Source organism: Bacteroides finegoldii DSM 17565, from assembly GCF_000156195.1.
GTDB classification, from domain to species: domain Bacteria; phylum Bacteroidota; class Bacteroidia; order Bacteroidales; family Bacteroidaceae; genus Bacteroides; species Bacteroides finegoldii.
Map to the genome: position 1 here is coordinate 27,238 of NZ_GG688320.1, position 20,509 is coordinate 47,746.

At 52.9% G+C, this 20,509-nt stretch carries 27 protein-coding genes and 1 pseudogene; 7 read left to right on the plus strand and 21 right to left on the minus strand.

Annotation, left to right across the window (positions count from 1 at the left end):
• Positions 1-36: 36 nt before the first annotated feature.
• The 11 genes and pseudogenes from BACFIN_RS14240 to BACFIN_RS0219650 all read right to left on the minus strand — a co-directional run bounded on the left by BACFIN_RS14240 (position 37) and on the right by BACFIN_RS0219650 (position 10,132).
• Entirely contained in the window at positions 37-501 is a 465-nt protein-coding gene (locus BACFIN_RS14240; RefSeq protein WP_004326780.1) for a hypothetical protein, read from the minus strand.
• 1 nt (position 502) lies between these two features.
• Positions 503-4,894 carry a tape measure protein gene (locus BACFIN_RS14235; protein ID WP_005943926.1) on the minus strand — a complete coding sequence of 1,464 codons (4,392 nt, stop codon included), beginning with the start codon at positions 4,892-4,894 and terminating at the stop codon, positions 503-505.
• Positions 4,895-5,095, minus strand: a complete 201-nt coding sequence (locus BACFIN_RS14230; protein ID WP_007750682.1) for a hypothetical protein — start codon at positions 5,093-5,095, stop codon at positions 4,895-4,897.
• Positions 5,096-5,133: 38 nt separating this feature from the next.
• Positions 5,134-5,625 (minus strand): hypothetical protein, encoded by a 492-nt coding sequence (locus BACFIN_RS14225; RefSeq protein ID WP_004327425.1) that lies wholly within the window; start codon positions 5,623-5,625, stop codon positions 5,134-5,136.
• 3 nt (positions 5,626-5,628) lie between these two features.
• Positions 5,629-6,189, minus strand: coding sequence for a hypothetical protein (locus tag BACFIN_RS14220; protein WP_005943929.1), 561 nt, complete (start codon positions 6,187-6,189; stop codon positions 5,629-5,631).
• An 11-nt stretch (positions 6,190-6,200) separates the two neighbouring features.
• Complete coding sequence (locus BACFIN_RS0219640) at positions 6,201-6,524, minus strand: hypothetical protein (protein ID WP_025066778.1); 324 nt, start codon at positions 6,522-6,524, stop codon at positions 6,201-6,203.
• Positions 6,490-6,969, minus strand: coding sequence for a hypothetical protein (locus BACFIN_RS14215; protein WP_005846354.1), 480 nt, complete (start codon positions 6,967-6,969; stop codon positions 6,490-6,492). The genes BACFIN_RS0219640 and BACFIN_RS14215 overlap by 35 nt, the downstream gene beginning before the upstream one ends.
• A 27-nt stretch (positions 6,970-6,996) precedes the next feature.
• Positions 6,997-7,383 (minus strand): hypothetical protein, encoded by a 387-nt coding sequence (locus BACFIN_RS14210; protein ID WP_007750694.1) that lies wholly within the window; start codon positions 7,381-7,383, stop codon positions 6,997-6,999.
• Between the two features lie 12 nt (positions 7,384-7,395).
• Positions 7,396-7,861: pseudogene (locus BACFIN_RS20605) on the minus strand (N-acetylmuramoyl-L-alanine amidase).
• Positions 7,861-9,084, minus strand: coding sequence for a BACON domain-containing protein (locus tag BACFIN_RS14205; RefSeq protein ID WP_005943934.1), 1,224 nt, complete (start codon positions 9,082-9,084; stop codon positions 7,861-7,863). Before BACFIN_RS14205 ends, BACFIN_RS20605 begins: the two are co-directional and overlap by 1 nt.
• A gap of 10 nt (positions 9,085-9,094) precedes the next feature.
• Complete coding sequence (locus tag BACFIN_RS0219650; protein ID WP_005943936.1) at positions 9,095-10,132, minus strand: head maturation protease, ClpP-related; 1,038 nt, start codon at positions 10,130-10,132, stop codon at positions 9,095-9,097.
• 198 nt (positions 10,133-10,330) lie between these two features.
• Between BACFIN_RS0219650 and BACFIN_RS14200 the strand changes: the two genes are divergently transcribed.
• From BACFIN_RS14200 to BACFIN_RS14180, 5 genes are read left to right on the plus strand one after another with little or no spacing between them, the layout of a single operon-like run.
• The gene (locus BACFIN_RS14200) at positions 10,331-10,777 is read left to right on the plus strand and encodes a hypothetical protein (protein ID WP_004327418.1); all 447 of its coding nucleotides are present in this window, start codon (positions 10,331-10,333) and stop codon (positions 10,775-10,777) included.
• A 1-nt stretch (position 10,778) separates the two neighbouring features.
• Entirely contained in the window at positions 10,779-12,347 is a 1,569-nt protein-coding gene (locus tag BACFIN_RS14195; RefSeq protein ID WP_005943938.1) for a hypothetical protein, read from the plus strand.
• A gap of 18 nt (positions 12,348-12,365) precedes the next feature.
• Positions 12,366-12,791, plus strand: coding sequence for a phage protein Gp36 family protein (locus BACFIN_RS14190; protein ID WP_005943940.1), 426 nt, complete (start codon positions 12,366-12,368; stop codon positions 12,789-12,791).
• Between the two features lies 1 nt (position 12,792).
• The gene (locus tag BACFIN_RS14185; RefSeq protein ID WP_005943942.1) at positions 12,793-14,181 is read left to right on the plus strand and encodes a phage portal protein family protein; all 1,389 of its coding nucleotides are present in this window, start codon (positions 12,793-12,795) and stop codon (positions 14,179-14,181) included.
• 17 nt (positions 14,182-14,198) lie between these two features.
• The gene (locus BACFIN_RS14180) at positions 14,199-15,614 is read left to right on the plus strand and encodes a toxin glutamine deamidase domain-containing protein (RefSeq protein ID WP_032839411.1); all 1,416 of its coding nucleotides are present in this window, start codon (positions 14,199-14,201) and stop codon (positions 15,612-15,614) included.
• Here BACFIN_RS14180 and BACFIN_RS14175 read toward each other — a convergent pair.
• A complete protein-coding gene (locus BACFIN_RS14175) occupies positions 15,597-15,812 on the minus strand; it encodes a hypothetical protein (protein ID WP_225683884.1) in 216 nt (71 codons plus the stop codon). The genes BACFIN_RS14180 and BACFIN_RS14175 overlap by 18 nt on opposite strands.
• An 87-nt stretch (positions 15,813-15,899) precedes the next feature.
• Between BACFIN_RS14175 and BACFIN_RS14170 the strand changes: the two genes are divergently transcribed.
• Positions 15,900-16,532: a hypothetical protein gene (locus BACFIN_RS14170; RefSeq protein ID WP_007750721.1), complete on the plus strand. Its 633-nt coding sequence runs from the start codon at positions 15,900-15,902 to the stop codon at positions 16,530-16,532.
• A gap of 4 nt (positions 16,533-16,536) precedes the next feature.
• Positions 16,537-17,010 (plus strand): hypothetical protein, encoded by a 474-nt coding sequence (locus BACFIN_RS14165; RefSeq protein ID WP_005943954.1) that lies wholly within the window; start codon positions 16,537-16,539, stop codon positions 17,008-17,010.
• Here the strand turns inward: BACFIN_RS14165 and BACFIN_RS14160 are convergent.
• The 9 genes from BACFIN_RS14160 to BACFIN_RS14130 form a co-directional block, all read right to left on the minus strand.
• Entirely contained in the window at positions 16,997-17,266 is a 270-nt protein-coding gene (locus BACFIN_RS14160; protein WP_007750722.1) for a hypothetical protein, read from the minus strand. The two genes, BACFIN_RS14165 and BACFIN_RS14160, sit on opposite strands and share 14 nt — an antisense overlap.
• Before the next feature lie 109 nt (positions 17,267-17,375).
• Complete coding sequence (locus BACFIN_RS22935) at positions 17,376-17,591, minus strand: hypothetical protein (protein WP_007750723.1); 216 nt, start codon at positions 17,589-17,591, stop codon at positions 17,376-17,378.
• A gap of 2 nt (positions 17,592-17,593) precedes the next feature.
• Positions 17,594-18,244 carry a DUF3164 family protein gene (locus BACFIN_RS14150; protein WP_007750724.1) on the minus strand — a complete coding sequence of 217 codons (651 nt, stop codon included), beginning with the start codon at positions 18,242-18,244 and terminating at the stop codon, positions 17,594-17,596.
• A gap of 21 nt (positions 18,245-18,265) precedes the next feature.
• Positions 18,266-18,709, minus strand: coding sequence for a hypothetical protein (locus BACFIN_RS14145; protein WP_007750725.1), 444 nt, complete (start codon positions 18,707-18,709; stop codon positions 18,266-18,268).
• Positions 18,672-18,854, minus strand: coding sequence for a hypothetical protein (locus BACFIN_RS21595; protein WP_081449074.1), 183 nt, complete (start codon positions 18,852-18,854; stop codon positions 18,672-18,674). The genes BACFIN_RS14145 and BACFIN_RS21595 overlap by 38 nt, the downstream gene beginning before the upstream one ends.
• A 40-nt stretch (positions 18,855-18,894) precedes the next feature.
• A complete protein-coding gene (locus tag BACFIN_RS0219655) occupies positions 18,895-19,104 on the minus strand; it encodes a hypothetical protein (protein ID WP_227238811.1) in 210 nt (69 codons plus the stop codon).
• 20 nt (positions 19,105-19,124) lie between these two features.
• Positions 19,125-19,637: a hypothetical protein gene (locus BACFIN_RS14140; protein WP_004325654.1), complete on the minus strand. Its 513-nt coding sequence runs from the start codon at positions 19,635-19,637 to the stop codon at positions 19,125-19,127.
• Positions 19,638-19,657: 20 nt separating this feature from the next.
• Positions 19,658-19,963, minus strand: coding sequence for a hypothetical protein (locus BACFIN_RS14135; RefSeq protein ID WP_007750730.1), 306 nt, complete (start codon positions 19,961-19,963; stop codon positions 19,658-19,660).
• Positions 19,964-19,982: 19 nt separating this feature from the next.
• Entirely contained in the window at positions 19,983-20,504 is a 522-nt protein-coding gene (locus tag BACFIN_RS14130) for a hypothetical protein (RefSeq protein ID WP_232281643.1), read from the minus strand.
• Between the last annotated feature and the right edge of the window lie 5 nt (positions 20,505-20,509).

Genomic DNA, 20,509 nt, shown 5'->3' on the forward strand with positions numbered 1-20,509 from the left:
TATTTAAACGTCGTTTGAATAGGGTTTGAATCACATTTATATGACCGGGACAGGTTCCCGGAACTTCACCTTGAACTTGCCGGCGTGCACGCCTTCCTTCCAGAGATAGGTCAGAGGCTGGAACTTGCTGCAATCCGTATATTTCACACGGAGAGTCAGGGCAAGTTGGGGAAAGGAAATCTCAAGCCACCCGTCACGGCCTTTCTTCAGGAAATTGATGAACTCGAAATACTTCTTCAGCCAGCCGGCCTGCGTTTTGCCAAACAGGGCGAAATGAAGCGTCACGTCACGGGCCTCATTCCTGGGCGTCAGCACGGAGGAATATTTCTCCCCGTCCTCCTCCCGGATATTCACGGCCGTATCCGTTTTCGTCTTGCTCGGGGTCAGGATGGCGGTCAGGTTATCCATCCCGCCGCGCTTGTCCTCAACGAGGAACACCCCGTATGTGCTCCAGATGTCGGTACCGTTGACAAGTACCAGACCGCCTAATATCTTTTCCATATCATTTGCATTTTACTCCGTCACGATTGATTTTACGAATCTCTTCCTCTATTTTGCCAAGGTGCGACGCGCTCGTGCCGGTGTTCTCCTCGATACGGGCAAGATGCCCCTCGGCGGTGTTCATCTTGTCGATGACGCTCTCCATCTTCTCATCGATGCTCGACCAATGTTGCAACCCGCTGGTGAACATGCCGTCCAGTTTTGTACCCTGGTCCTGTGTCATGGCTGAAAAACCGCCGGTTTTGGCGCTCTGGCTCGTACCGCCCGAGTTATCGTACCCGGTGGCCGCGGCAAGATTGTCACGAAGAGCGACGGCTTCCTCGACATACTTCATGTACTCGTCCTGGAGAGCCTTACGCTCGGCTTCTGTAAGGTCATTGTCTTCCATCGCCTTGCCGAATTTCTCCCACCAGCCTTTCAGCTTGTCGGAATACAGCTCACCGATCTTGTTTGACAGCATCGCACGCATGAAATACTCGGATATGTCCTCCGCCGCGGCTGCGGCATCATACTTCATATCCATCAGGTTATCCACGAAACTGCTGTACATGCTGTCAAAGGAAATACCGGTGAGACCTTCATACAGCTGGTCGGTAAGTTCCTCCAGCTTGCCCGCCTGGTCGATGTAGTCATCCAGCTTCTCGGTCAGACGACCTCCATATCCGCCCTTGCCGGTATCCTGGATCTGCGTCCACATGTCCACGTTACTGCGCAACTTCTTCATCTCCTCCGGACTTAGGTTCCAGATGTCACCGTTCCAGCTACGCCCGATCTGACCGCTCAAACGGTCAATCTGTTCCTGTGAGAAACCGCCCCAGTAATAATTCCAGCTGTGATGCGAACCGTGATAGCCGGCCTGCGACATGGCCATGTCCAGATAGTTCGAGTTCGTCTCCTGCTGGAGCCTGTAGGCATCCCGGTAGGCGGCCACGGACTTTGTACCCTTGCTCGCCTTGATCTCCTCCGTCAGGTCCTCGATAGCCGTCTGCAAGGTCTCGTTACGCTCGGTCAGCCGGTCGATGGTTTCCTGGACCTCTTTGGCATTGCTTGAAGTCGTCCAGGAGGAAAATCCGCCCCAGGTCAATGCGTCGAATATCTTGCCCACACCGGAAAGCAGCGATTTTCCGATAGTCACAAAAAGATCACCGGAAAGCACATCGTCAAGAATACCGCTCACGGCATTGAACACCGCGTCGAGCAGGCCACCGATGACCACACTCAAACCATCCTTGAAAAGGTCTATAATACTTACAATCCAGCCGACAACAGGCACATCCTCAAGTGTTTCGGAAACCTTTCCGAAAGCCTCGCCCAGTTTGCCGTCCACTTCCTTGGCACCTTTGCCGAGTGTGATCAGGCCATTATACGCCCCGCTGATACTGCCGGAGGCAATCTGCTGCAATCCGTCCCTCACATTCTCCATACTGGTCTTCAGACCGGAGGCAGTATTCGAGAGGGACTGCCGGGCACTGTCAGCCGTTTCCTGCAAGGCGTTTATATTCTCACTCGCGGCATCGGCATTAGCCTGCGCCGTTTCCAGGGCTTGCCGGGCGGACTCCTTCTCCTGTTCGGTTCCGGACTGTTGCGCCTCAATGTATGATTTCTGGGCGGCAATGAGCGCCGTATAGGTGTCCGCATACACCGCCTGTGCCTCCTTCAGGTCTGAAAGGGCTTTCTGGTAGGCAGTAACCTCGGCACCCAGTTTCTTGAAACTGACCTTGCCGGAACCGCCCAAAGCCCTCTCCATCTGCTGGACGGCAGAGACAAGCGCGTCCTGACTGGCATGGTCGGCATTTCGGAACTCGTCAGTGAGCATGTATTTTCTGGCATCCGCCAATACAGGCTTTATCATATCGGAAAACATCCCGCCGAATTCACCGAAGACAGTACCCCAGTCAATACGGGCTTTCAGTTCCTGCACTTCGATGCCGGCAAGTTTGCTGTCACGTTCAACACCGAGAGAGAGCTTCTCGCTGCCGGATGTCGTCTTTTGTATCTTTTCCGCATATTCGGTCGCGATGGCGAGTTTCTTCTGCTGGAAGGTGCCGTAGGCCTGCAAATATTCCTGCATCACTCCGAACTCTTCCCGATAAGCTTCCGCTATTTTTTTCTGTCGGCCGGACTCGTTCAACTCACGGGCCTTGTCTATTTCGGACTGCTGATCTTCCGACAGCGAACCGGACTGCCCCGCTTTCGCGTTGTCACGTTTCCAACCGGCTTCCTGCTTGGCTATTTCATCCTTGCGTGCCTGGTATTCATTGTCTATCTGGCGCAGCTTCTTCTCCAGCCCCTCGGTCATCATCTCAATCTCCGCCTCGTCATTCTTCCTTTGCAGCCCGACGAGTTCCTGGCCCAGCTTTTCAGAAACCTGTTTGCGGCGTTGGGCTTCCTTCTCCGCCTTGTCCGCCTTCTTCCGTTCGGCCTCGGAATCCTTATCCTCACCGGGCTTGACCTTGTCGTACTCCTTTTTGGCGGTATCGACGGCATCCTTCAGTTCTTTCGCCTTCTTCTCAAACTCCTCACGGGAAAGGCTGTTGGACGTTTCCTGAAGAAAGGCGTTATAAGCCTTGAGCGCGTCCTGGTATTTCTCTTTTGCCGCAGCCACCCAGTCAGTGCTTGAATCCGTGGGCAGGTTACGCCGGTTTTGTTCCGAAACCAGTTTGTTCAGCTGATACTTCAGTTCGTCACGGGAATAAGTTCCGGTAAGATTTTCGTCACCCTGCGTAATCTTTCCGTATTCCTTCTCCTGGACAGACATCCGGGCAAGCAGGGTTCTACGCTGCTTTATCTGCTGTGCAAGGGTCTCGTTACTCACACCGGTCAGGTTTTCGAAATAGGCATTTACCTCGTCCTTGCGGATTTGTCCGTTCAGGCTCTTGCGTTTTCCGTACAGATTCTGAAGCTCTGCCTCCTCATCCCTTGAACGTGCGGATTTCTGGACATATCGGGCTCTTTGCCGCCCGTAGCTGTCCTGGTAATATTCGGTTGCCAACCGGGTCTTGCCTTCAAGTTCTTTTATCCTGTCATCCACACGTTTCAATTCATTGGCGGGATTGGATATGGACTCACCGGCTTCCAATCGGGCTATCTCTTCCTTGATTTTCTTGATATTCTTCAGTTTCTCATACTCGGTGTCGTATTTGGAGAATATATCCGGATATTTCTGTTCCAGCTTGTTTAGCGCCTCACGCCGGGCATCCGTGGACACGGCTTCATCCCCGGCAATGGAACACAGCTCCTCTATTTTGCGCCTGTGCTCTTCCTCGGCCTCTATGGTTTTCTGCTTCTGCTGCTGATACCTTTCCTCGGATTCCTGCAAACGTTCGGTTTCCGTCTTCATGGAGATCAGTGCCACGGCAACACCGGCAAGCAGGGTCGCAACCAGCACATAGGGATTGGAAAGCATGGTCCGGTTGAGCATCTTCTGCGCTTTCTCAACCAGCAGGAGCCAGTTGTAATGCAACGCCTCCGCAGCCACCGCCCAGCCTTTCACGGCCGTGACTGTCATGACGGCGGTCCGGTACACACCATACGTGCCGACAAGCCCGAGCAGGATACGGCCGAAACGTTCGTAATGCTCCACCATGTAGGAAACACCGGAAAGCGTGGTGTTGATGACACCTTCCGACTGCTGCCCGATTTCATTGAACATCATTGAAACGGCATCCTCTATATTGGAGATCTGTCCGGTTATCGTTTTGGATTGTGCCTCCATCAGACCACCGAATTTTCCGCCCTCGTCCGTCAGGCTCTCTATGACCTTCTGCACTTCGGGAAAACCGACCTTGCCTTCCTCCACAAGCTCCTTCACCTTGCTTTCAGCCACGCCGAACTGCTTGGCCAGTTCGGCGATCATAGGGATGCCCCGGCCGGTGAACTGGTTCAGGTCCTGTGTATAAAGCCGTCCCTGGGACATGGTGGTGCCGTAAAGATAGACCAGATCGTTCAAAGGGATGGAAAGTCCGGCAGCGATGTCACCCAAGCGGATCAGCGTCTCGTTCACTTTCTCCGCTTCAAACCCGTAGGCAAGAAGCTGCTTGGCACCCTGCGCGACATCCTCCAGGCCGAAAGGAGTGGTCGCGGCCGTATGTACCAACTGCTGCATCAGGGTGTCGGCCTTCTCCGCACTGCCGAGCATGGTCTGAAACGACACCTCCAGCTGCTGGAACTCGCCGCGTACCTTGGTGATGTTCGACACCAGCTCCTTGATAGTAAAGGCGGCTGCCAGCTTGCCGACGGTGTTGTTCAACAGGGAACCGCTCCTGTCAAGTTCCCGGATCTGTCTGTTGGCGGACGATGCCTGCTGGGACATCCGCTCGATCTTGCCCACGGCCTTGTCAAGACGGGCGCTCAAATGGTCCACCATAAGGAATTCTATTTGTACCGGTTTCATCTATTTTAGCTTGCTTTGAAAAAATCCTACTATTCCATCCGCTTCATCCTCGGCGCTCCGCTCATCCGCAGGACCGGAAGATCCAGACTTGTCACGGATATACCGGGGAGCGTCACTAAGCATCATGATCAGGGTCTGGTAATTCACCTTGTTCAGTATATAGTCCACGCTCCAGCCGGTGGCACTGGCAATCTGCCACACAAAACCGAAAGGGCTATGGGAGCCTTCATAACGGCTCTTTAACTCCCCTTCTTTCTTTGGCTCAGTCTCAAGCTCATCGGATTCGTCCGCTCGGCTGATCTGATAATAGGTATAAAAGGGTCGGTACCCATCAGGCTGACAAAACGCTTGATCGCACCCACCAGATAACGCTGTTCCATGAAGTTCCTTATGAGCCATGCCACCGGGCGCAAAAGCACGCGGCGGCTGAAAGGACCACGACAAAGGGTATAGGCCACCATACGGCTCACCGCCTTGCCGTGAGAGGCCAGAAACTGCATTTCCTCCTCCTTGCTGAACCCCCACATCTCCTCACTGGTGATCCCCATCGACAAATATGTCCGGGCAAAAAGAATCTGACCGGACATATAAGGCCGCCTCATGGTCACGCGCAGCTCCAGCGGGGATTTCCTGAAAGGGATATGAAACGCTTTCAGCGGGACGCTCACACCGATATCCAGCAGCGCGTCCGCACCCTCACGCTGGATCTGCTTGATGACAGCTTCGTCCATACGCTACTCCTCGGCCGGGTTAGTGGAAGCAGCAGCGGCAGATTCAGCAGAAGGCAGTTTATACTGTTTCCACTCTTCCGGGATAGAATCCGTATTGAATACGCCATAGGGCTGGGAGCCGTCTTCCGGCATGGCCACTTCCAGCGTGCATTCGATTTTCGCCGTTTCTGTCAGGGTCAGCTTGCCGCCGAGATTGGAAAGTAGCGTGCCATTGGGAATCAGGATGCTCTGCCCCGAAACAAGGGCTATTTCCCACGGACCGGTCAGCAACACGGCTGCCGTCGGGGCCGTCCAACCAATCGGGGTTTTCTTTTCCGAGTCCTCTTCCTTGTAGTGCATGGTACCACCCAGCAAGCTATGCAGGTTTTCGTAGTTCAGCTGGATAACGTTGAACGTGGGGGCGATGCTGCCATTCGACTGGGGAATGATAAGCACCGGGGTTCCCGGCACCTGCTCCGCCTCGATTTTGGCGGATTCGGGTTTCTGCCCGCCCATGTCAAACGAATTCTTCTCTATGTAACCCACCACAAAGTCCTTGTATTTCACGGCACCGACGCCGTACATGAAATTCTTATTCATTGTTTCTTGATTTTGAAAGTTAATACTATGCCGGCAACACATCCGGTTATAAAAGCGGCCAGCGCTATTTTAACGGGACTAAAGCGACGTTCAAATTCCGTTTCAACTGTGAATGAGTCCTCATGTGTCTCATTACGGATACGGGTCAGTTCCTCCTCATAACACAGTACCAGCCGCTGGAGGCTGTCGCAGGATGCCTCCGCTATGATATTGCCGGCCGCATCGCTCTTCACCGTCAGGCCCGCCTGCCCGTTCCTGGAATGGTAGGACGAACCGGAGGGAAGTTTACGGAGGCTGTCCGGAGGGATCGTCAGGCTCACCGCCGATTTCGGAATCCCCGCCATCAACAGCCCCCGCCTCACGTTTGACACGTTGTCGGCGCTTGACGACAGGCTGCTGTTCCGGTTCACCTCCGTCCTGCTCTTTCGAGTACTCGCGCATCCCGTAAAGAACAGGACAATCATCATGATGCCTGCAACTGTTGGCAGTATCAATGGCTTTCCGGAGACGTGCCATTTCACGCCGGGTCGCCTGCAAAGCTTTCCTGTTTTCATTCAGTTCCTCTTTTAAGGGTTCTACAATATTCTCGATCAGGATACGGGTGGCATGTTCGGTGTTGTCAATCCGTACCGTCTCGGCTTCGGCGGTAGCCTTCTCCGCTTTCGCCCTCGCTTCCCTGACCGTTGATTTCAGGGTGATGATGGCTATTATCGTGGCTACCAGACCACCGCCCAGCACCAGATTCATGACTGCACTGAAGTCCATACGCACACTGGTCTTTCAGGTCAAAGCCTATTTGCCGACATCCTTACCCGCAAACAGTCCGATGAGCCACTGGACAAAGCCCGTATCGGCAACACCATTGGACACAAGGGACGCACCGAACCCATAACACAACGCGATATACCACGTGGCATCAGCGACAAAGCCCGCATCCAGCCACCATAAAAGCATGGCGGCCACAATGCCCACACACCAGCTGACAATCTGTGTCGCCAAGCCCTGCATTTTTGGAAACAGAGCCTTGATCCCTTCCGTGAGCAACACCACGCCACCGACAAAACCGGCAAAGGTGGTGATCATCGCGCTATAATCGACTTCCGGTACTGTACCGGTCTGGGCAAAAGTTGCTGACACGAATCCGAGTATCAGCACAAAGAATAAAAGAAATCTTTTCATGTTGTTGTTGATTTATTGAGTTATACCTATTTGTTTAAGCCATCTCTGTACATCAAAACTGGGGCAGGCTTTGGCCGCCAGTTCATTGTGACCGACGATTCTCACATCGGGAAAACGACGGTGGAAATCCTTCACGTACTTCTCAAGCGCCTTTTTTTTGCCAGGAGGTACGGGTGTCTGCAGGCGTTTTACCATCCTTTGCACACCCGCCGGCATAGACGATATGGCGGCTCACGGAATTGTAACCGGCCACGCCGTTGGTCACTTCCCACGGGTCCACATTCGCGTCCTCGTTATTGTTCACCAGGCGTTCCACTCCGCCGTTCAGATGGAACAGGTCGGTATATCCGACCTGCTTCCAGCCGCGGCCGCCCTTTGAGACGGGGTTCGTATGCCAGGCGCGAATCTCCGCACCGCTTACCTCACGCCCTTCAGGAGTGGCCGTGCAATGGATGACAAGATACTTCAGCTTTCCCATCACTCACCGCCTTCCTCTTCATCAACGGCCGCCTGGGACAGTGCTATCTCCACCTTCTTCTCCGGATCGGCGTCCAGGCCCAGTACAAGTGTGCCGGATACCGCCTTGCCGCTACTGTTCACACCGGCGGTGACCGTCAGAGAGCCATCGGTACCGACTGCCGTGAAACCGGCAGGAATGGAAACCACGCTGTAATCACCGGAGGCAGTGACCTTCACCTCCTTGCTCTCACCGGCGGCCTTGAAGGAAAGAGCGGCCGGATCGGCAGAAATGCTGCGTTCCACTGCCTTGAACACCGGAGTCTCACGGGTGTCAAGCACCACGAACTCCTCGCCGAAGGCGATTTCCGTGTCGGCCTTCATCAGCAGCTTGAAGAAGTACAGCTCGCTGGAGTTCATCCACTTGTCAATCTGGATCACCTCCTCGTCGTCCTGGAGGTTCACACCGGCAAAAAGGTTGCCGTCAGCGCTCATCGAGCAGAGCGTGGCTACGATAAGGCCATCAGGCCAGGAATTCAGCGTCTCGATGGTGATACCCTTGTAACGCTTCTTGTTGATGTCCGTCTCGCTCGTGTTCTTGTACTCGCGTTCGGTCAGCTCGTCATCGTACTTGTCGAAGTCGTCAATACTCATCAGGATACGCAGGTTCGGATTCTCACGCAGGGCTTTTGGAATAGCCTTGCGGACAGCCTTCAACTTGCCGATCATGGAAGTATCGGAAGGAGCCGGAACCACGATCACATCCGGATCTTTAGCCGCCTGGGTCAGGATACCGTTGAAAAGGTGGTCGTCGTCCGAACCGAACTCGCCGTTCAGGTAATGCCAGCCCAGCTCGAACTTCACACTCTTGCTAAGTTCATCCAGAAGCGTGTTCTGCGCTTCGGGGGGAAGTTCGGCAAACACGAGGTTGCCCTTCGGCTGCCACTTGCGCCAAACATGCTCGAAGGCGCGGGGATTGAAAGTCGTGAACGCCATGAAGTCCTCCGGATCCAGTGATTTCTCCGAGTAATTGAAATTGCCTTTCGAGTCTTCCAAAGTCGGGTTCTCCTTACGCTTCTGGAGCATCTTGCCGGTCTTGATACGCGGCAGGCTGATTTTTTTCTCCACACCGGGGATCACCATGATCAGACCTTTTTCTACAAGGTCATTCCCGGTGGTGGCCAGGACCAGTATTTTCTCCAGTACCTCGCCGTTGTAATTCGTGTTTCTTACTACTATTGCCATGGCAAATGTTTTATTTATGGTTCAACTTGTCCTTAATCTCGCTCATGCGCTTGTTCCAGGGGCTTTCACCCGTCGGATTCACACGAAGGTCAGTCATGACACTACGTTTTGGGAAAAGCTTCTCCAATGCCTTTTCCCCGTTCTCCCGGTCTTTTGCCAGAAGGTTCTCATAGATGGGGCGGGTGGCGGCATCGATACGGCCGTCCTGTTCCGCATCATCAAGCAGTTTCTTACGCGCGGCAGCGTCATCCGCATCCGCCTTGTCCTGGAACACCTTCAGTTCGCCCTTCAGGCGGGTGACCTCGGCATCAAGGGCCGGGACTTTGCCAGCCTCTGTTTCCAGCAGTCCGATTTCACGCAGGAAATCGTCATCCGTCGCACAGTTCTTGAACCGCGGACGTCTCTTGAGTTCGTCTAAATTCATGCTATTCTCGTTTTGTGGCTTGTGCAGCCGGTTATTGAATATTTGAAATACCTGTTCGGGGGTACTGTCCTCCGGTACCGGGTCAGCGTCATAAATACCGTCGATAAGCCCCAGCGCCAGCGCCTCGTCGGCACGCAGCCAGTGATCCTTGCCGTCAAAATACATCGCGCGGATTTCCTCCTTGTCCTTGCCCATACGGGTGGCATACATCTCGCAAAGGGTATCCTCAAGCGCCTCGATCTCACGGATGCAGTCCTTCATCTCATCCTTGTTGCCGTAACAGCCGCCCTGGACACTGTGAAGCATCAGACGGGCATAACGGCTCATCCGGACGGGCTTGCCGCAAAGGGCGATGACGGAGGCCATGCTGGCGGCGATGCCGTCCACGTAGATGGTAATGTCGGCCTTGCTGTTCTTCAAGGCATTGAAAATGGCGATGCCCGAATAAACCTCACCGCCGTTGCTGTTGATACGCACGTCCACCTTCCCGGTCAGGGCTTCCGCTTCCAGAAGTTCACGGGCAATATCACCGCTGCGCACGTTATCATCGTACTCACCGATGTCACCGTAAAGAAGGATGCAACAGGCATCGGTTCCGGGTATCATATTGAAAAATCTACTCATGTCACTATCGTTTTGGCAGGTCCTTCCCTGCAAAAGTTTACGGTGCGAAATTAGGGGGATTAAAGGCCTTTTTCAAACCGCGTTTTCATCATGGAGACTTTAAAGGATTGCCATGACGCTTTAAAATGTCATCATGCGGAGCGCGTTTTTTTTCGCTCCTTTTCCTTATCAATTTTGCACGTAAAAAAAGGAGGTAATATGGCCGAACTTACAAACGAGCAGAAAAAGGCATGGGCGAAAACGCTCTACACCCGCGAGACGCTTACGCAGGCGGAAATAGCCGAGCGTGTGGGGGTTTCACGGGTGACTGTGAACAACTGGATAGGCAAAGGAAACTGGGAGCAGTTGAAGGCTTCCATAACCATCACACGGGAGGAGCAGCTGAAGAACCTGTACCGGCAGCTGGCGGAACTCAACAACGCCATCATGGGAAAACCGGAAGGGGAACGGTTCCCGAACGCCGCGGAAGCGGACACCATTTCCAAACTGTCGAACGCCATCAAGAAACTGGAAACAGAAGTGGGGCTGGCGGACATCATCTCCGTGTTCTCCGACCTGCTCAAATGGGTGCGGACCTACGATTCCACGCAGGCGAAGGAGATCACCCCGCTTCTGGACGCGTTTGTCAAATCAAAATTATCCTGACATGGCAAAGAAAATACTCACAACACAGGACAGGCTCGCGCTGGACAGCTGGAACGAGCTGGTGGCATCCGTCCGAGAACATTCGGACATCAACCCCACGGACACGGAAACGGAAATCAGGCAGAGGCGGGAAAGGCTGGAGAAGAACGACGAGGAGTGGTTCAAATACTACTTCGCCATGTATTGCACCTGCGAGTCCGCCGCCTTCCACAGGAAAGCCACCGGGCGGCTGATGAGGAACAACCGCTGGTACGAGGTAAGGGCCTGGTCACGCGAGCTGGCGAAATCCGCACGCTCCATGATGGAGATATCCAAACTGGCACTGACAAAAAAGATACGCAACGTGCTGCTGATCTCCAACTCGGCTGACAATGCGGAAAGGCTACTGCTGCCGTTCATGGCGAACTTCGAGGAGAACCAGCGGATCATACAGGACTACGGACAGCAGAAAAAACCGGGAGCGTGGGAAACCGGGGAATTCACCTGCATGTGCGGGTGCTCCTTCCGCGCCATTGGAGCCGGGCAGTCACCGCGCGGTACACGTAACAAGAACTTCCGCCCGGACTTCATCCTGGTGGACGATATAGACACCGACGAGGAGTGTCGAAACCCGGAACGCATCAAAACCAAATGGAAATGGCTGGAGGAGGCGCTGATACCGACCATGTCCGTATCGGGAAACTACCGCATCCTGTTCAACGGGAACATCATCGCGCTGGACTGCTGCATCAAAAGGGCCATCGAAAAGGGCACCGAACTGAAGGCGAAAGGAATCGGGCACGTGGATATCATCAACATCCGGGGAAAGGACGGGCTATCCGTATGGCCCGAAAAGAACTCCGAGGAGGATATAGACCTCTTCCTTTCACTGGTGAGCGCGGCGGCGGCACAGAAAGAGTTCTTCAACAACCCGGTGGTGGACGGCGGCGTGTTCGCGGAAATCACCTACGGGAAAGTGCCGGCACTTTCCAGGTTCAAGTTCCTGGTGATATACGGGGACCCCGCACCGGGAGAGAACAAGACGAAAAAAAGTTCCACCAAAACGGTGTGCCTGCTCGGGAAACTCGCGGGAAGGCTCTATCTGATAAAAACGTTCCTGGACAGGGGGCTGAACGCGGAATTTGTAGAGTGGTACATCAAGCTGCTGGAGTTTGTGGGTGGAAAAACCACCGTGTACTGTTACATGGAGAACAACAAATTACAGGATCCTTTTTTCCAGCAGGTATTCCAGCCCATCGTGCGGCGGATACGCAGGGAAAGGAAAATATCACTGTACATCACCGGGGACGAGGAGAAGAAAACCGACAAGGCCACACGTATCGAGGCGAACCTGGAACCGCTCAACCGGGAGGGGAACCTGGTACTCAACGAGGCCGAAAAGGACAACCCGCACATGAAACGGATGGCGGAACAGTTCAAGCTGTTCAACCTCCAACTGACCTATCCGGCAGACGGACCCGACTGCGTGGAGGGGGGAAACAGAATTATAGACCGCAAGGCCAGACAGTCGGAAAAGCCCGTCATTGTCACAAGGAAAAGCACGCGGTCACAAAACAAGTACAGAGTGTAAACTTCAATACCTATCATTATGAGCAAATTTATCGAACTTTCAGACTACGACGCGAGCATACACCGAGAGATTCTGGACGCACTGACAAGGGAGGATGACGCTGTCGTGGAGATATGTGAGGACCGCGCCGTCGCCGAGATGCGCTGCTACCTTTCCAGACGTTACGACTGTGACAAAATATTCACGGCAACCGGTGACAAACGCAACCAGCTTGTCCTGATGATGGCCATCGACATAGCCGTGTACCACATCTTCTGCATACATAACCCGAGGAACCTGTCACCGCTGCGGAAGGAACGCCACGAAAGGGCGGTCGAATGGCTGAAAGCCGTGGCGGCCGAGGAGATATCGGTGGACGGCCTGCCCCTGCTGTCCGAAGAGACGAGGACGGCAAAATCAAATTTCCTTATCAAAAGCAACCGTAAACGTGTAAACCATTGGTAATATGAGCAAAAGAAAGAAAGGGGCCGGAAAGATAACCCAAAGCGGGAACCTGCCGAGGCCCGGGCAGAAAGGACCCGCAACCATCATACTGACACAGCCCAGAAGGTTCGGTATAGACATAGCGGACTACATGCTCGCGGTAAGGGCTTTCGAGAATGTGGACTACTCCAGACGCTTCAGGCTGTACGACCTGTTCAGCGACATACTCATGGACACGCACCTGACAAGTGTCATAGAGAAACGGAAGAATGCCGCACTGGCATCTTCCATAGAATTCCGCAGGAACGGGAAACCGGACGAGAAGGTGAACAAGCAGATCAGGTCCCCATGGTTCCGGAAGTTCATAGGGGACATCCTGGACGCCAAATTCTGGGGGTTCTCACTCGTGCAGTTCTACCGAAAGGGGGAATGGGTGAACTACGACCTGATACCGCGCAAACACGTCGATCCCGTGCGCAGGCTCATACTGCGGCACCAGACGGACACCACCGGGACGTCCTGGGACGAGTACCCGGACCTGTTGTTCATCGGTTCACCCGACGATCCCGGGCTGCTGGTGAAAGCAGCTATCTGGGTGATATACAAACGTAACGACGTGGCGGACTGGGCACAGTTCGCGGAAGTGTTCGGAGCGCCCATCAGGGAGTACACGTATCCCACGGATGACGACGAGGCACGGCAGAGGGCGCTGAACGATGCGGACAGCACCGGAAGCCTGTCGGTTTTCGTGCACGCGGAGGATACGGTGCTCAAGCTCGTGGAAGCCGCGAACAAGACAGGGAGCGCGGACCTCTACGACAAGCTCTGCGAGCGCTGCAACAACGAAATCTCAAAGCTGTTCCTCGGAAACACGCTCACCACCGAAGCCTCCGACAAGGGCACACAGGCACTGGGAACCGTACACAAGGATGTGGAGGAGAAAGTGACGCTCTCCGACAGGCAGGACATCCTCGACGTGCTCAACTATGACATGGCCGACATATTCGCAATGCTCGGAATAGACACCACAGGCGGGGAGTTCTGCTATCCGGAAAAGAAGCTTATCGAACCGGAGAAAAAGATGTCCATCCTCACACAACTGCGCACGAACTTCAACCTGCCGGTGGGTGACGACTATCTCTACGAGGAATTCGGGATCGAGAAACCGGCAAACTATGACGAACTGAAGAAACGCCAGGAGGAGAAAGCGGCGGAAATCGAGGCGGCGAAGGCCCGAGAGACTGAAAAGACGGAAGAGGATAAACCGGATCCGGAAGAAGAACCGGAACTGGAAAAGCACGGTAAAGGAACACCCAAAGAAAAGAAAAATGCCCTTAAAAACGCGTACAACTGGCTGAAACGTTTTTTCGGGAAAGCCCCGGGGAGAGACGGGGCAGCTTTAGAATGGTGATGAACGACCTCTACAGAATGGAGGACAAACAGGTGGAAACTTTATTCTCGTTCGATGAAGAGGTACTGAAGAAAGCCCTGAAGAACATCTATAGTAAAGACTTCCACCCCCTGACGGAAATCGAGGAGAACCTGTTCGAAGCCACATGGAAAACAATAAACGAGGCAGCGGACAAGGGGTTTGGGACACGAAAGCCCGACGATCCGGATTATGACTTCTACCGGGAAATCCGAATGAACAACGCCGTGTTCGCAGCTTTCAAGGTACACAGGGCACAGAACGACATGGCAGCGCTGCTGCTGGACAAAAACGGAAGTTTAAAGCCGTTTGAACAGTGGGTAAAGGAAGCCATGCCCATAGCCGACCATCAGATGGTCCATTGGCTGCGTACAGAATACGACACGGCCGTCATACGGGCACACCAGGCCGCGGACTGGAGGCAGTTCGAAAGGGAAAAGGACGTATTGCCGAATCTCAAATGGATGCCTTCCACATCCATACATCCGGGAAGCGACCACAGGATTTTCTGGGGGACCATACGTCCAATAGATGATCCGTTCTGGAACGTGCACAGGCCCGGGGACAGATGGAACTGCAAGTGCACGCTCTCATCAACGGATGAAGCGCCGACAGCGGTACCGGACGAAAACGGGCAGAACAAGGCACATGACGGTCTGGAAAACAATCCGGGAAAAGACGGCAAACTGTTTTCAGACAAACACCCCTACGTTACTGAAGCGCATCCGGGAGCAAAAAAAGCCGTGGACGCACTGACCAGGCGCATCAACGAAATGATAGCCGAAATGCCGGACAACCTGACGCTGGAGGAAAAAACCGACATCGCCCGCAACAATCTCAAGATAGAAAAGGCACTCGGCGTTACCAAAGGCAAGCCGATGACATACGAACAGGCGAACAAGGGAAAGGAGAACCCGAAATTCGGAAAAGAGGAAGGATACCGCGTGAATTGCCAGACCTGCACCGTGACACACATGCTCAGAAGGTTGGGGTTTGACATCGAGGCAAAACCCAACATCAGACAAAGCGCATACAATGAAATGGCAAAACAAGGTATCACATGGGAAGAACGTTTCCTGAACCGGGACGGAACAAAGCCGGATTATGACTATACCTATAAATGGCAGGTCAGAAAGGGATATCAAGTAATGAATGCAAACCGACTGAAGGAATACTTCAGGGAAAAATTCAGAGAGGATGGAATATACGAGATATATTGTGCCTGGAAAGGCGGCTCCGCACACGTGTTCTGCGCGGAGGTGACTGAAGGAAAGACAAGGTTCTTCGACCCGCAAACCGGAAAGGATGATGCAAGCAATTACATACAGAGCATGAAAGCGGGCCGTGTGGGAGTGATAAGAATAGACAACAAACTGGTAAATCCCAAAATCATGGGACTATTCATCACCAAATAAACGGGAAGAAAGTGCCAGCCCCTCCTCACCGTCCACCAGACGGCAGGACTGGCCGTCGAACAGAATAAAGGCGGGAAGACCGACAGGCAACTCAAAACCATCCCCGTCAACACAGCCCACGGAATAGATGCTTCCTTCAGGGGAACTGGCTGATAAGACAACGGAGTTGTAACCGCTACTGTTTGCTAATTCCGACACTTGTTTAGGTATTTCCATAACGCAAAAAAGGCACATAAAAAACGCCTTGCTGCAAAAGTATAAAATTATTTTTTAATTCAGTCATTCATGGACATAAAAGAATATTCAAAACTGATAAAAGCCAAACGGAAAGAACTGGATGGGCTAATGAAACGGAAGATGCCGGTTATCGCTGGACGAATGGCAAAAGACCATTTCCAGGACAACTTCCGCCGGGAAGGTTTCGTAAACGGAGGATTACACCCGTGGCCGAAAGCGAAAAGGCTGTCCTCGGGACGGACCGATGCGGCAGGGAACTACGGGACGCTGCTCTCCGGAAGGAACCATCTCTTCAGCTCCGTCAAATACATGCCGGGAGAATACCGGGTGAGGGTGGCAAACGAACTCGTCTATGCGCCAGTCAATAACTGGGGAGGAGAAGTTCATCCGACTGTTACGCCCCAAATGCGGCGTTTTGCATGGGCAAAGTATTACCAGGCTTCAGGCAAGGCTAAAAAAGCCGCCACGGGCAAAAGAAAAGGCAAAAAGAAGGGTTCTGCCGCAAACAATGAACCACAGGAAAATCAGGAAGCGCTGAAATGGAAAAGGCTGGCGCTGACCAAAAAGAAAAAGCTCCGGATAAAAATACCGCAACGCCAGTTTATCGGAGAAAGCCGGGAACTGTCCGAAAAGATAGACCGGAAAATGGAGAATGAAATCAGAAATATTTTAAACTTATAACAACATGGAAGAAATTTTTATCGCGATCATGGAACGCATCGCCGAAAAGATGCCTGAACTGTCATACATTGACGAGGACTATGGACAGCTTGAAGCCGGGGCGGAGGAGGACCACTATCCGGTAACCTTCCCCTGCGTGCTCGTCGGGAACGCCGAATCGGACTGGAATGATCTCGGTTACGGGGTACAGAAAAGCGAGTCACTCATCACCATACGACTGGCCATTGACTGCTACGATGACACCCACTACACCTCCGGAACCTATAACAAGGTAAGGGAACGGCAGCTGAAGGCCAAAGAGCTGTACAAGGCCTTGCAGGAGTTCCAGTGCACGGAAGAGACCAGCCCGCTGGTCAGGGTAAAGAGCCGGGACTATTCGCTGCCGGGAAACATCAAGGTGTACGAGACGGTTTATTCCTTCACGCTGCATGACGAGTCGGCCATGCAGGAAGGCGCGGCAAGGTTTATTCTCCCGTAAAGAGCGAGAGCTGGACGGCTGTCAGGCGGGGCTTCTTCACTTTCGGAACGGGCTTCACCTCCAGGTCCTTCAGCTCCCGGCACTTGCGCCGGATAATGGACATGATACGTTCCTCGGAAATGAAAAATTCCTGCCGGGACAACACTTTCAGGGCGTCATCAAAGCGCAGGCGCTGCACCTCCGTCCAGTAATAGTAACGGCGGCACAGGGCTTCATCACGGAGTTCTATCAGGTTCTTGTCTCGTCCTTTGGCCATAATTGTGGGATACTTGCTGCAAAATTAGGCATTTAACCGGTCATTATAGATAAAAAAACGCCGCATCGTATATGAATGCGGCGTTTTTCTGTTTAGAGTGTGAACAAAATCACATGGTCATCAGTTCTGTGTCATCTTCACCCGGGACAAACGGTTCGACGCGGGTGATCACCTTGCTCTGCACCTTCACCCGTCCGCTGCCATTACAGACCGGACATTTTGCGGATAAAGGAGCTCCTCCCTGGTCCAGGTAAAAGATACGTCCCTTGCCTTCACAGCGCTTGCAGGCCATGACGTGCGGCGCGATGTTCTTCGTCTTTTCCATAACTACAACCGGCAGAATGAGGGCTCGATACGGCGCCAGACACCGTTCTCGTCACGTTTATGGAAATAGTAGTTCACCGCGGTCTTGTACACCACGTTGCTCTCACGGAAGAGGTCCATAATCTCCGTGTATTCACTGTCGAAACGGTCCTCCAGCTCGTACAGCTTGCTCACCGACTTGTAGTCCAGATCACCCTGGCGGTTACGCTCGATCATGGTCATACCGAGCTGGTACATCGGATCATCGGTACCGAGTTCCCGGCTCATGGCGTAACGCTTCAGGTAATCCACCAGACGCTCAGCGGCGAGGTTGGCACGCTCGTCGAAGCTCTTCACCTTGTTACTCCTCACTTCCAGCTTCATGTCACCGTCTACGATGGTAAAACTTGCCTGATCATCCTTGCGGAGCTGGCCATAGTCGCGCATCAGGTCGCGGAAAGAGGCGGCTTCCTTCTCCACCCAGTCACGGAAGGCTTTCACGTCATCCACGACTGGAAACAGCTTGTTCTTCACTTCAAGCATGAACTGCGCACGAAGCCCCTCGTAGGCGTCGCGACGGTTGCGCTTGTTTTCCTTCTCTTCCTGCTGGAGCTGTTTCAAAAGCTCCTTTCTGTCCTGGACGGACAGGCTTTTTAATTGTTCTTTCAAGTCCATAACTAAAAAATTAAATGGTTATTACTGTTGTTTATTCTCACGTTTGCGGCGGATGGCGCGCAGCTTCACCTGCAACGTGTCCAACGCCTCACAGTCAAGTTCACGGAACTCCATACCAGCGATACGGCTGTCCAGGCAGAAAGCGTTCACCTTGTCCCAGTCGGCCGTATTGATGCCCAGCAGCTGCATCTGGTGCAGTACCGCGGAACGCTTCTGACGGAGAATCTTCCGGAGTTCTTCCTGGTGAGTGGGCGGCACCAGCTTACGCATCCCGGCTATGGCCGCACTGTATTCCTTCAGTGTCATGTCGCGCAGACTCGTGGTACGTCCGTCCGTGTACTGGGAAACTACGCTTTCCTTCAAAGCATCGCGGTCAGATGTCGGAAGGCGGTTCAAAAGACTATAAAACACCGCATAATTCTCGGGTTTATTTAACTGCTTGCGGCTGTTGATGTCTATCTGCATGGCTATGCTGTTTTTTTTTGTTTATTTTAAGGTCATTAATTTCCTTAATCACTCTCTTTACTCTGATAGTACACAAATAATCAAGAAGATGCTCTTTTTCATTTTTTGTACACTTATACTGGTCGAAAAATTCAAGTATGCCCATTCTATTCAGATTTTCATTAACTCAAACTATTCATACCACATCAGCACAACTCTATTATTTCACCCACGGCAGCCTGCAAAAGGGTACGCAAGACCGAAGGGTTTCCGCTATCATAGATGACTTCCACACAACACTCATGGCGTGCGTTACGTGACACAACCAGCTCGCAAGTCATATTCTCACAGAGCCATTTTTCCACTACTTTACGGACACCAACGGCGGTGACCACAATTACCATTTTTTTACTCATAATATTGACCGTGCTGTATGTTATTCAACTCTTATTCTCCCGGTGTACTGGTTTCCCCGAAACTTCATCCCCTTGGTGAAGCCGCCTGGATATCCCAGTTCCTTGCTTCTCGCGTTTGCCAGCAACAAATGTTCCCGGCTAAGGGAGGCTACAAAACCTTTGTCCTTTTCCAGTCCCATTTCTCGGGCCTTCCGGGTGACGCTGCGTTCGGAAACACCGAGCATTTCAGCCAGCTCCCGGTTGAGGGTATTGTGATAGTGGCGACGCATGATGGAAAGCATATTGCCGTTCCAAAAGATACGGGTGGAATATCCCTTATGCTCGACGAGCCGTCCCAGTGTCCGGTGCATGAAAGTACCGTCAGCAACCTTCCGGTGCTTGCGGTACTGTTCACGCTTGTACGCCAGCACACATTCATGACACCAGGAACTCCGTCCCCCATTCTTCAACGGATAGAACTCACGCATCCACAACTTTCGGCCGCAATGCGGACAGACACGTTTACGTTTCTGCTTGTTGTTATTTTCACTCATAGCTGTTTATGCTGCATTCATCAGTTCATATTCAAATTTTCATCGAACGGAATAGTATTAATGTCAGCCTTTCTCGTATAGGCCTGCATAAGCCCCATGGAAAGCAGTATATAGACATTCTTATTCGCTTTGACAACCCCAGAAATAGAGCCGACAATATGTTCAGTCTTGCCGGTAATGATTGAGCCGGCTATCTGCTCAAGCCCGTCCGGATGGTCCTCACTGGCCGCAACGCTCATAAAGGCACTAAGATTATTTTCCTTACAAAAGTTATCCACGTATTGGCAGAGTTCCTTTACTGCCTCTTTCTGTTTTTCTGTAATCATTTCAGTTAAATTTTAATGGTTAATAATTATATGTTGAAATCGCGAAATCTCTTTTTTGATACTGGCTGTACATAGTTTCCTCCCAATCCGTCTCTTCCTCCTCCGGAAGGTCATCCTCATCAAGTTCTACCTCCTTACGGTAAATCAGATACCGTGCCTCCAGAAAGAAGAGGACCACGCGACGCAGGAACTCACGGGCGGAGGCGATGCCGTGCTTTTCCATGAAGGCGGCGATACGGTCCGAACCGATAGTGTTCGTGCGGATGCTCACCAGACACTGCCGGCGGAAGTCCTTCAGCGTGCTGCCCCTCACCTCGAGCACGCGGTCAGCAATACGGCCGAGACTCTCCGGAATATGGTATCCGGAACCTTCGTCATCCGTTCCCACCAGCAGTTCAGCGGCGGCCGTCAGCATACCCTCCACGCTCATGCGCTGGGCAGCGGCCGTCTCCTTCAGGAACACGTACTGGTAATTGCTCACGTAGGTATGTATGAGATAACCTTCCGGACGGCGGAACACCTCTCCGGCGGCAAGCTCCATCGAAA

Excerpts from the sequence above, each read along its gene's own strand:
- BACFIN_RS14205 (WP_005943934.1), bottom strand. The coding sequence starts at position 9,084 with ATGGCAATAGTAGTAAGAAACACGAATTACAACGGCGAGGTACTGGAG.
- BACFIN_RS0219650 (WP_005943936.1), bottom strand. The coding sequence starts at position 10,132 with ATGAGTAGATTTTTCAATATGATACCCGGAACCGATGCCTGTTGCATC.
- BACFIN_RS14170 (WP_007750721.1), top strand. The coding sequence starts at position 15,900 with ATGGACATAAAAGAATATTCAAAACTGATAAAAGCCAAACGGAAAGAA.
- BACFIN_RS14165 (WP_005943954.1), top strand. The coding sequence starts at position 16,537 with ATGGAAGAAATTTTTATCGCGATCATGGAACGCATCGCCGAAAAGATG.
- BACFIN_RS22935 (WP_007750723.1), bottom strand. The coding sequence starts at position 17,591 with ATGGAAAAGACGAAGAACATCGCGCCGCACGTCATGGCCTGCAAGCGC.
- BACFIN_RS21595 (WP_081449074.1), bottom strand. The coding sequence starts at position 18,854 with ATGGGCATACTTGAATTTTTCGACCAGTATAAGTGTACAAAAAATGAA.
- BACFIN_RS0219655 (WP_227238811.1), bottom strand. The coding sequence starts at position 19,104 with ATGAGTAAAAAAATGGTAATTGTGGTCACCGCCGTTGGTGTCCGTAAA.
- BACFIN_RS14215 (WP_005846354.1), bottom strand. The coding sequence starts at position 6,969 with ATGGACTTCAGTGCAGTCATGAATCTGGTGCTGGGCGGTGGTCTGGTA.
- BACFIN_RS14225 (WP_004327425.1), bottom strand. The coding sequence starts at position 5,625 with ATGGACGAAGCTGTCATCAAGCAGATCCAGCGTGAGGGTGCGGACGCG.
- BACFIN_RS14185 (WP_005943942.1), top strand. The coding sequence starts at position 12,793 with ATGAGCAAAAGAAAGAAAGGGGCCGGAAAGATAACCCAAAGCGGGAAC.
- BACFIN_RS14240 (WP_004326780.1), bottom strand. The coding sequence starts at position 501 with ATGGAAAAGATATTAGGCGGTCTGGTACTTGTCAACGGTACCGACATC.
- BACFIN_RS14180 (WP_032839411.1), top strand. The coding sequence starts at position 14,199 with ATGGAGGACAAACAGGTGGAAACTTTATTCTCGTTCGATGAAGAGGTA.
- BACFIN_RS14150 (WP_007750724.1), bottom strand. The coding sequence starts at position 18,244 with ATGGACTTGAAAGAACAATTAAAAAGCCTGTCCGTCCAGGACAGAAAG.
- BACFIN_RS14190 (WP_005943940.1), top strand. The coding sequence starts at position 12,366 with ATGAGCAAATTTATCGAACTTTCAGACTACGACGCGAGCATACACCGA.
- BACFIN_RS14135 (WP_007750730.1), bottom strand. The coding sequence starts at position 19,963 with ATGATTACAGAAAAACAGAAAGAGGCAGTAAAGGAACTCTGCCAATAC.
- BACFIN_RS14160 (WP_007750722.1), bottom strand. The coding sequence starts at position 17,266 with ATGGCCAAAGGACGAGACAAGAACCTGATAGAACTCCGTGATGAAGCC.
- BACFIN_RS14235 (WP_005943926.1), bottom strand. The coding sequence starts at position 4,894 with ATGAAACCGGTACAAATAGAATTCCTTATGGTGGACCATTTGAGCGCC.
- BACFIN_RS14130 (WP_232281643.1), bottom strand. The coding sequence starts at position 20,504 with ATGGAGCTTGCCGCCGGAGAGGTGTTCCGCCGTCCGGAAGGTTATCTC.
- BACFIN_RS14220 (WP_005943929.1), bottom strand. The coding sequence starts at position 6,189 with ATGTACGGCGTCGGTGCCGTGAAATACAAGGACTTTGTGGTGGGTTAC.
- BACFIN_RS14140 (WP_004325654.1), bottom strand. The coding sequence starts at position 19,637 with ATGAGTGAAAATAACAACAAGCAGAAACGTAAACGTGTCTGTCCGCAT.
- BACFIN_RS14145 (WP_007750725.1), bottom strand. The coding sequence starts at position 18,709 with ATGCAGATAGACATCAACAGCCGCAAGCAGTTAAATAAACCCGAGAAT.
- BACFIN_RS14195 (WP_005943938.1), top strand. The coding sequence starts at position 10,779 with ATGGCAAAGAAAATACTCACAACACAGGACAGGCTCGCGCTGGACAGC.
- BACFIN_RS14210 (WP_007750694.1), bottom strand. The coding sequence starts at position 7,383 with ATGAAAAGATTTCTTTTATTCTTTGTGCTGATACTCGGATTCGTGTCA.
- BACFIN_RS14200 (WP_004327418.1), top strand. The coding sequence starts at position 10,331 with ATGGCCGAACTTACAAACGAGCAGAAAAAGGCATGGGCGAAAACGCTC.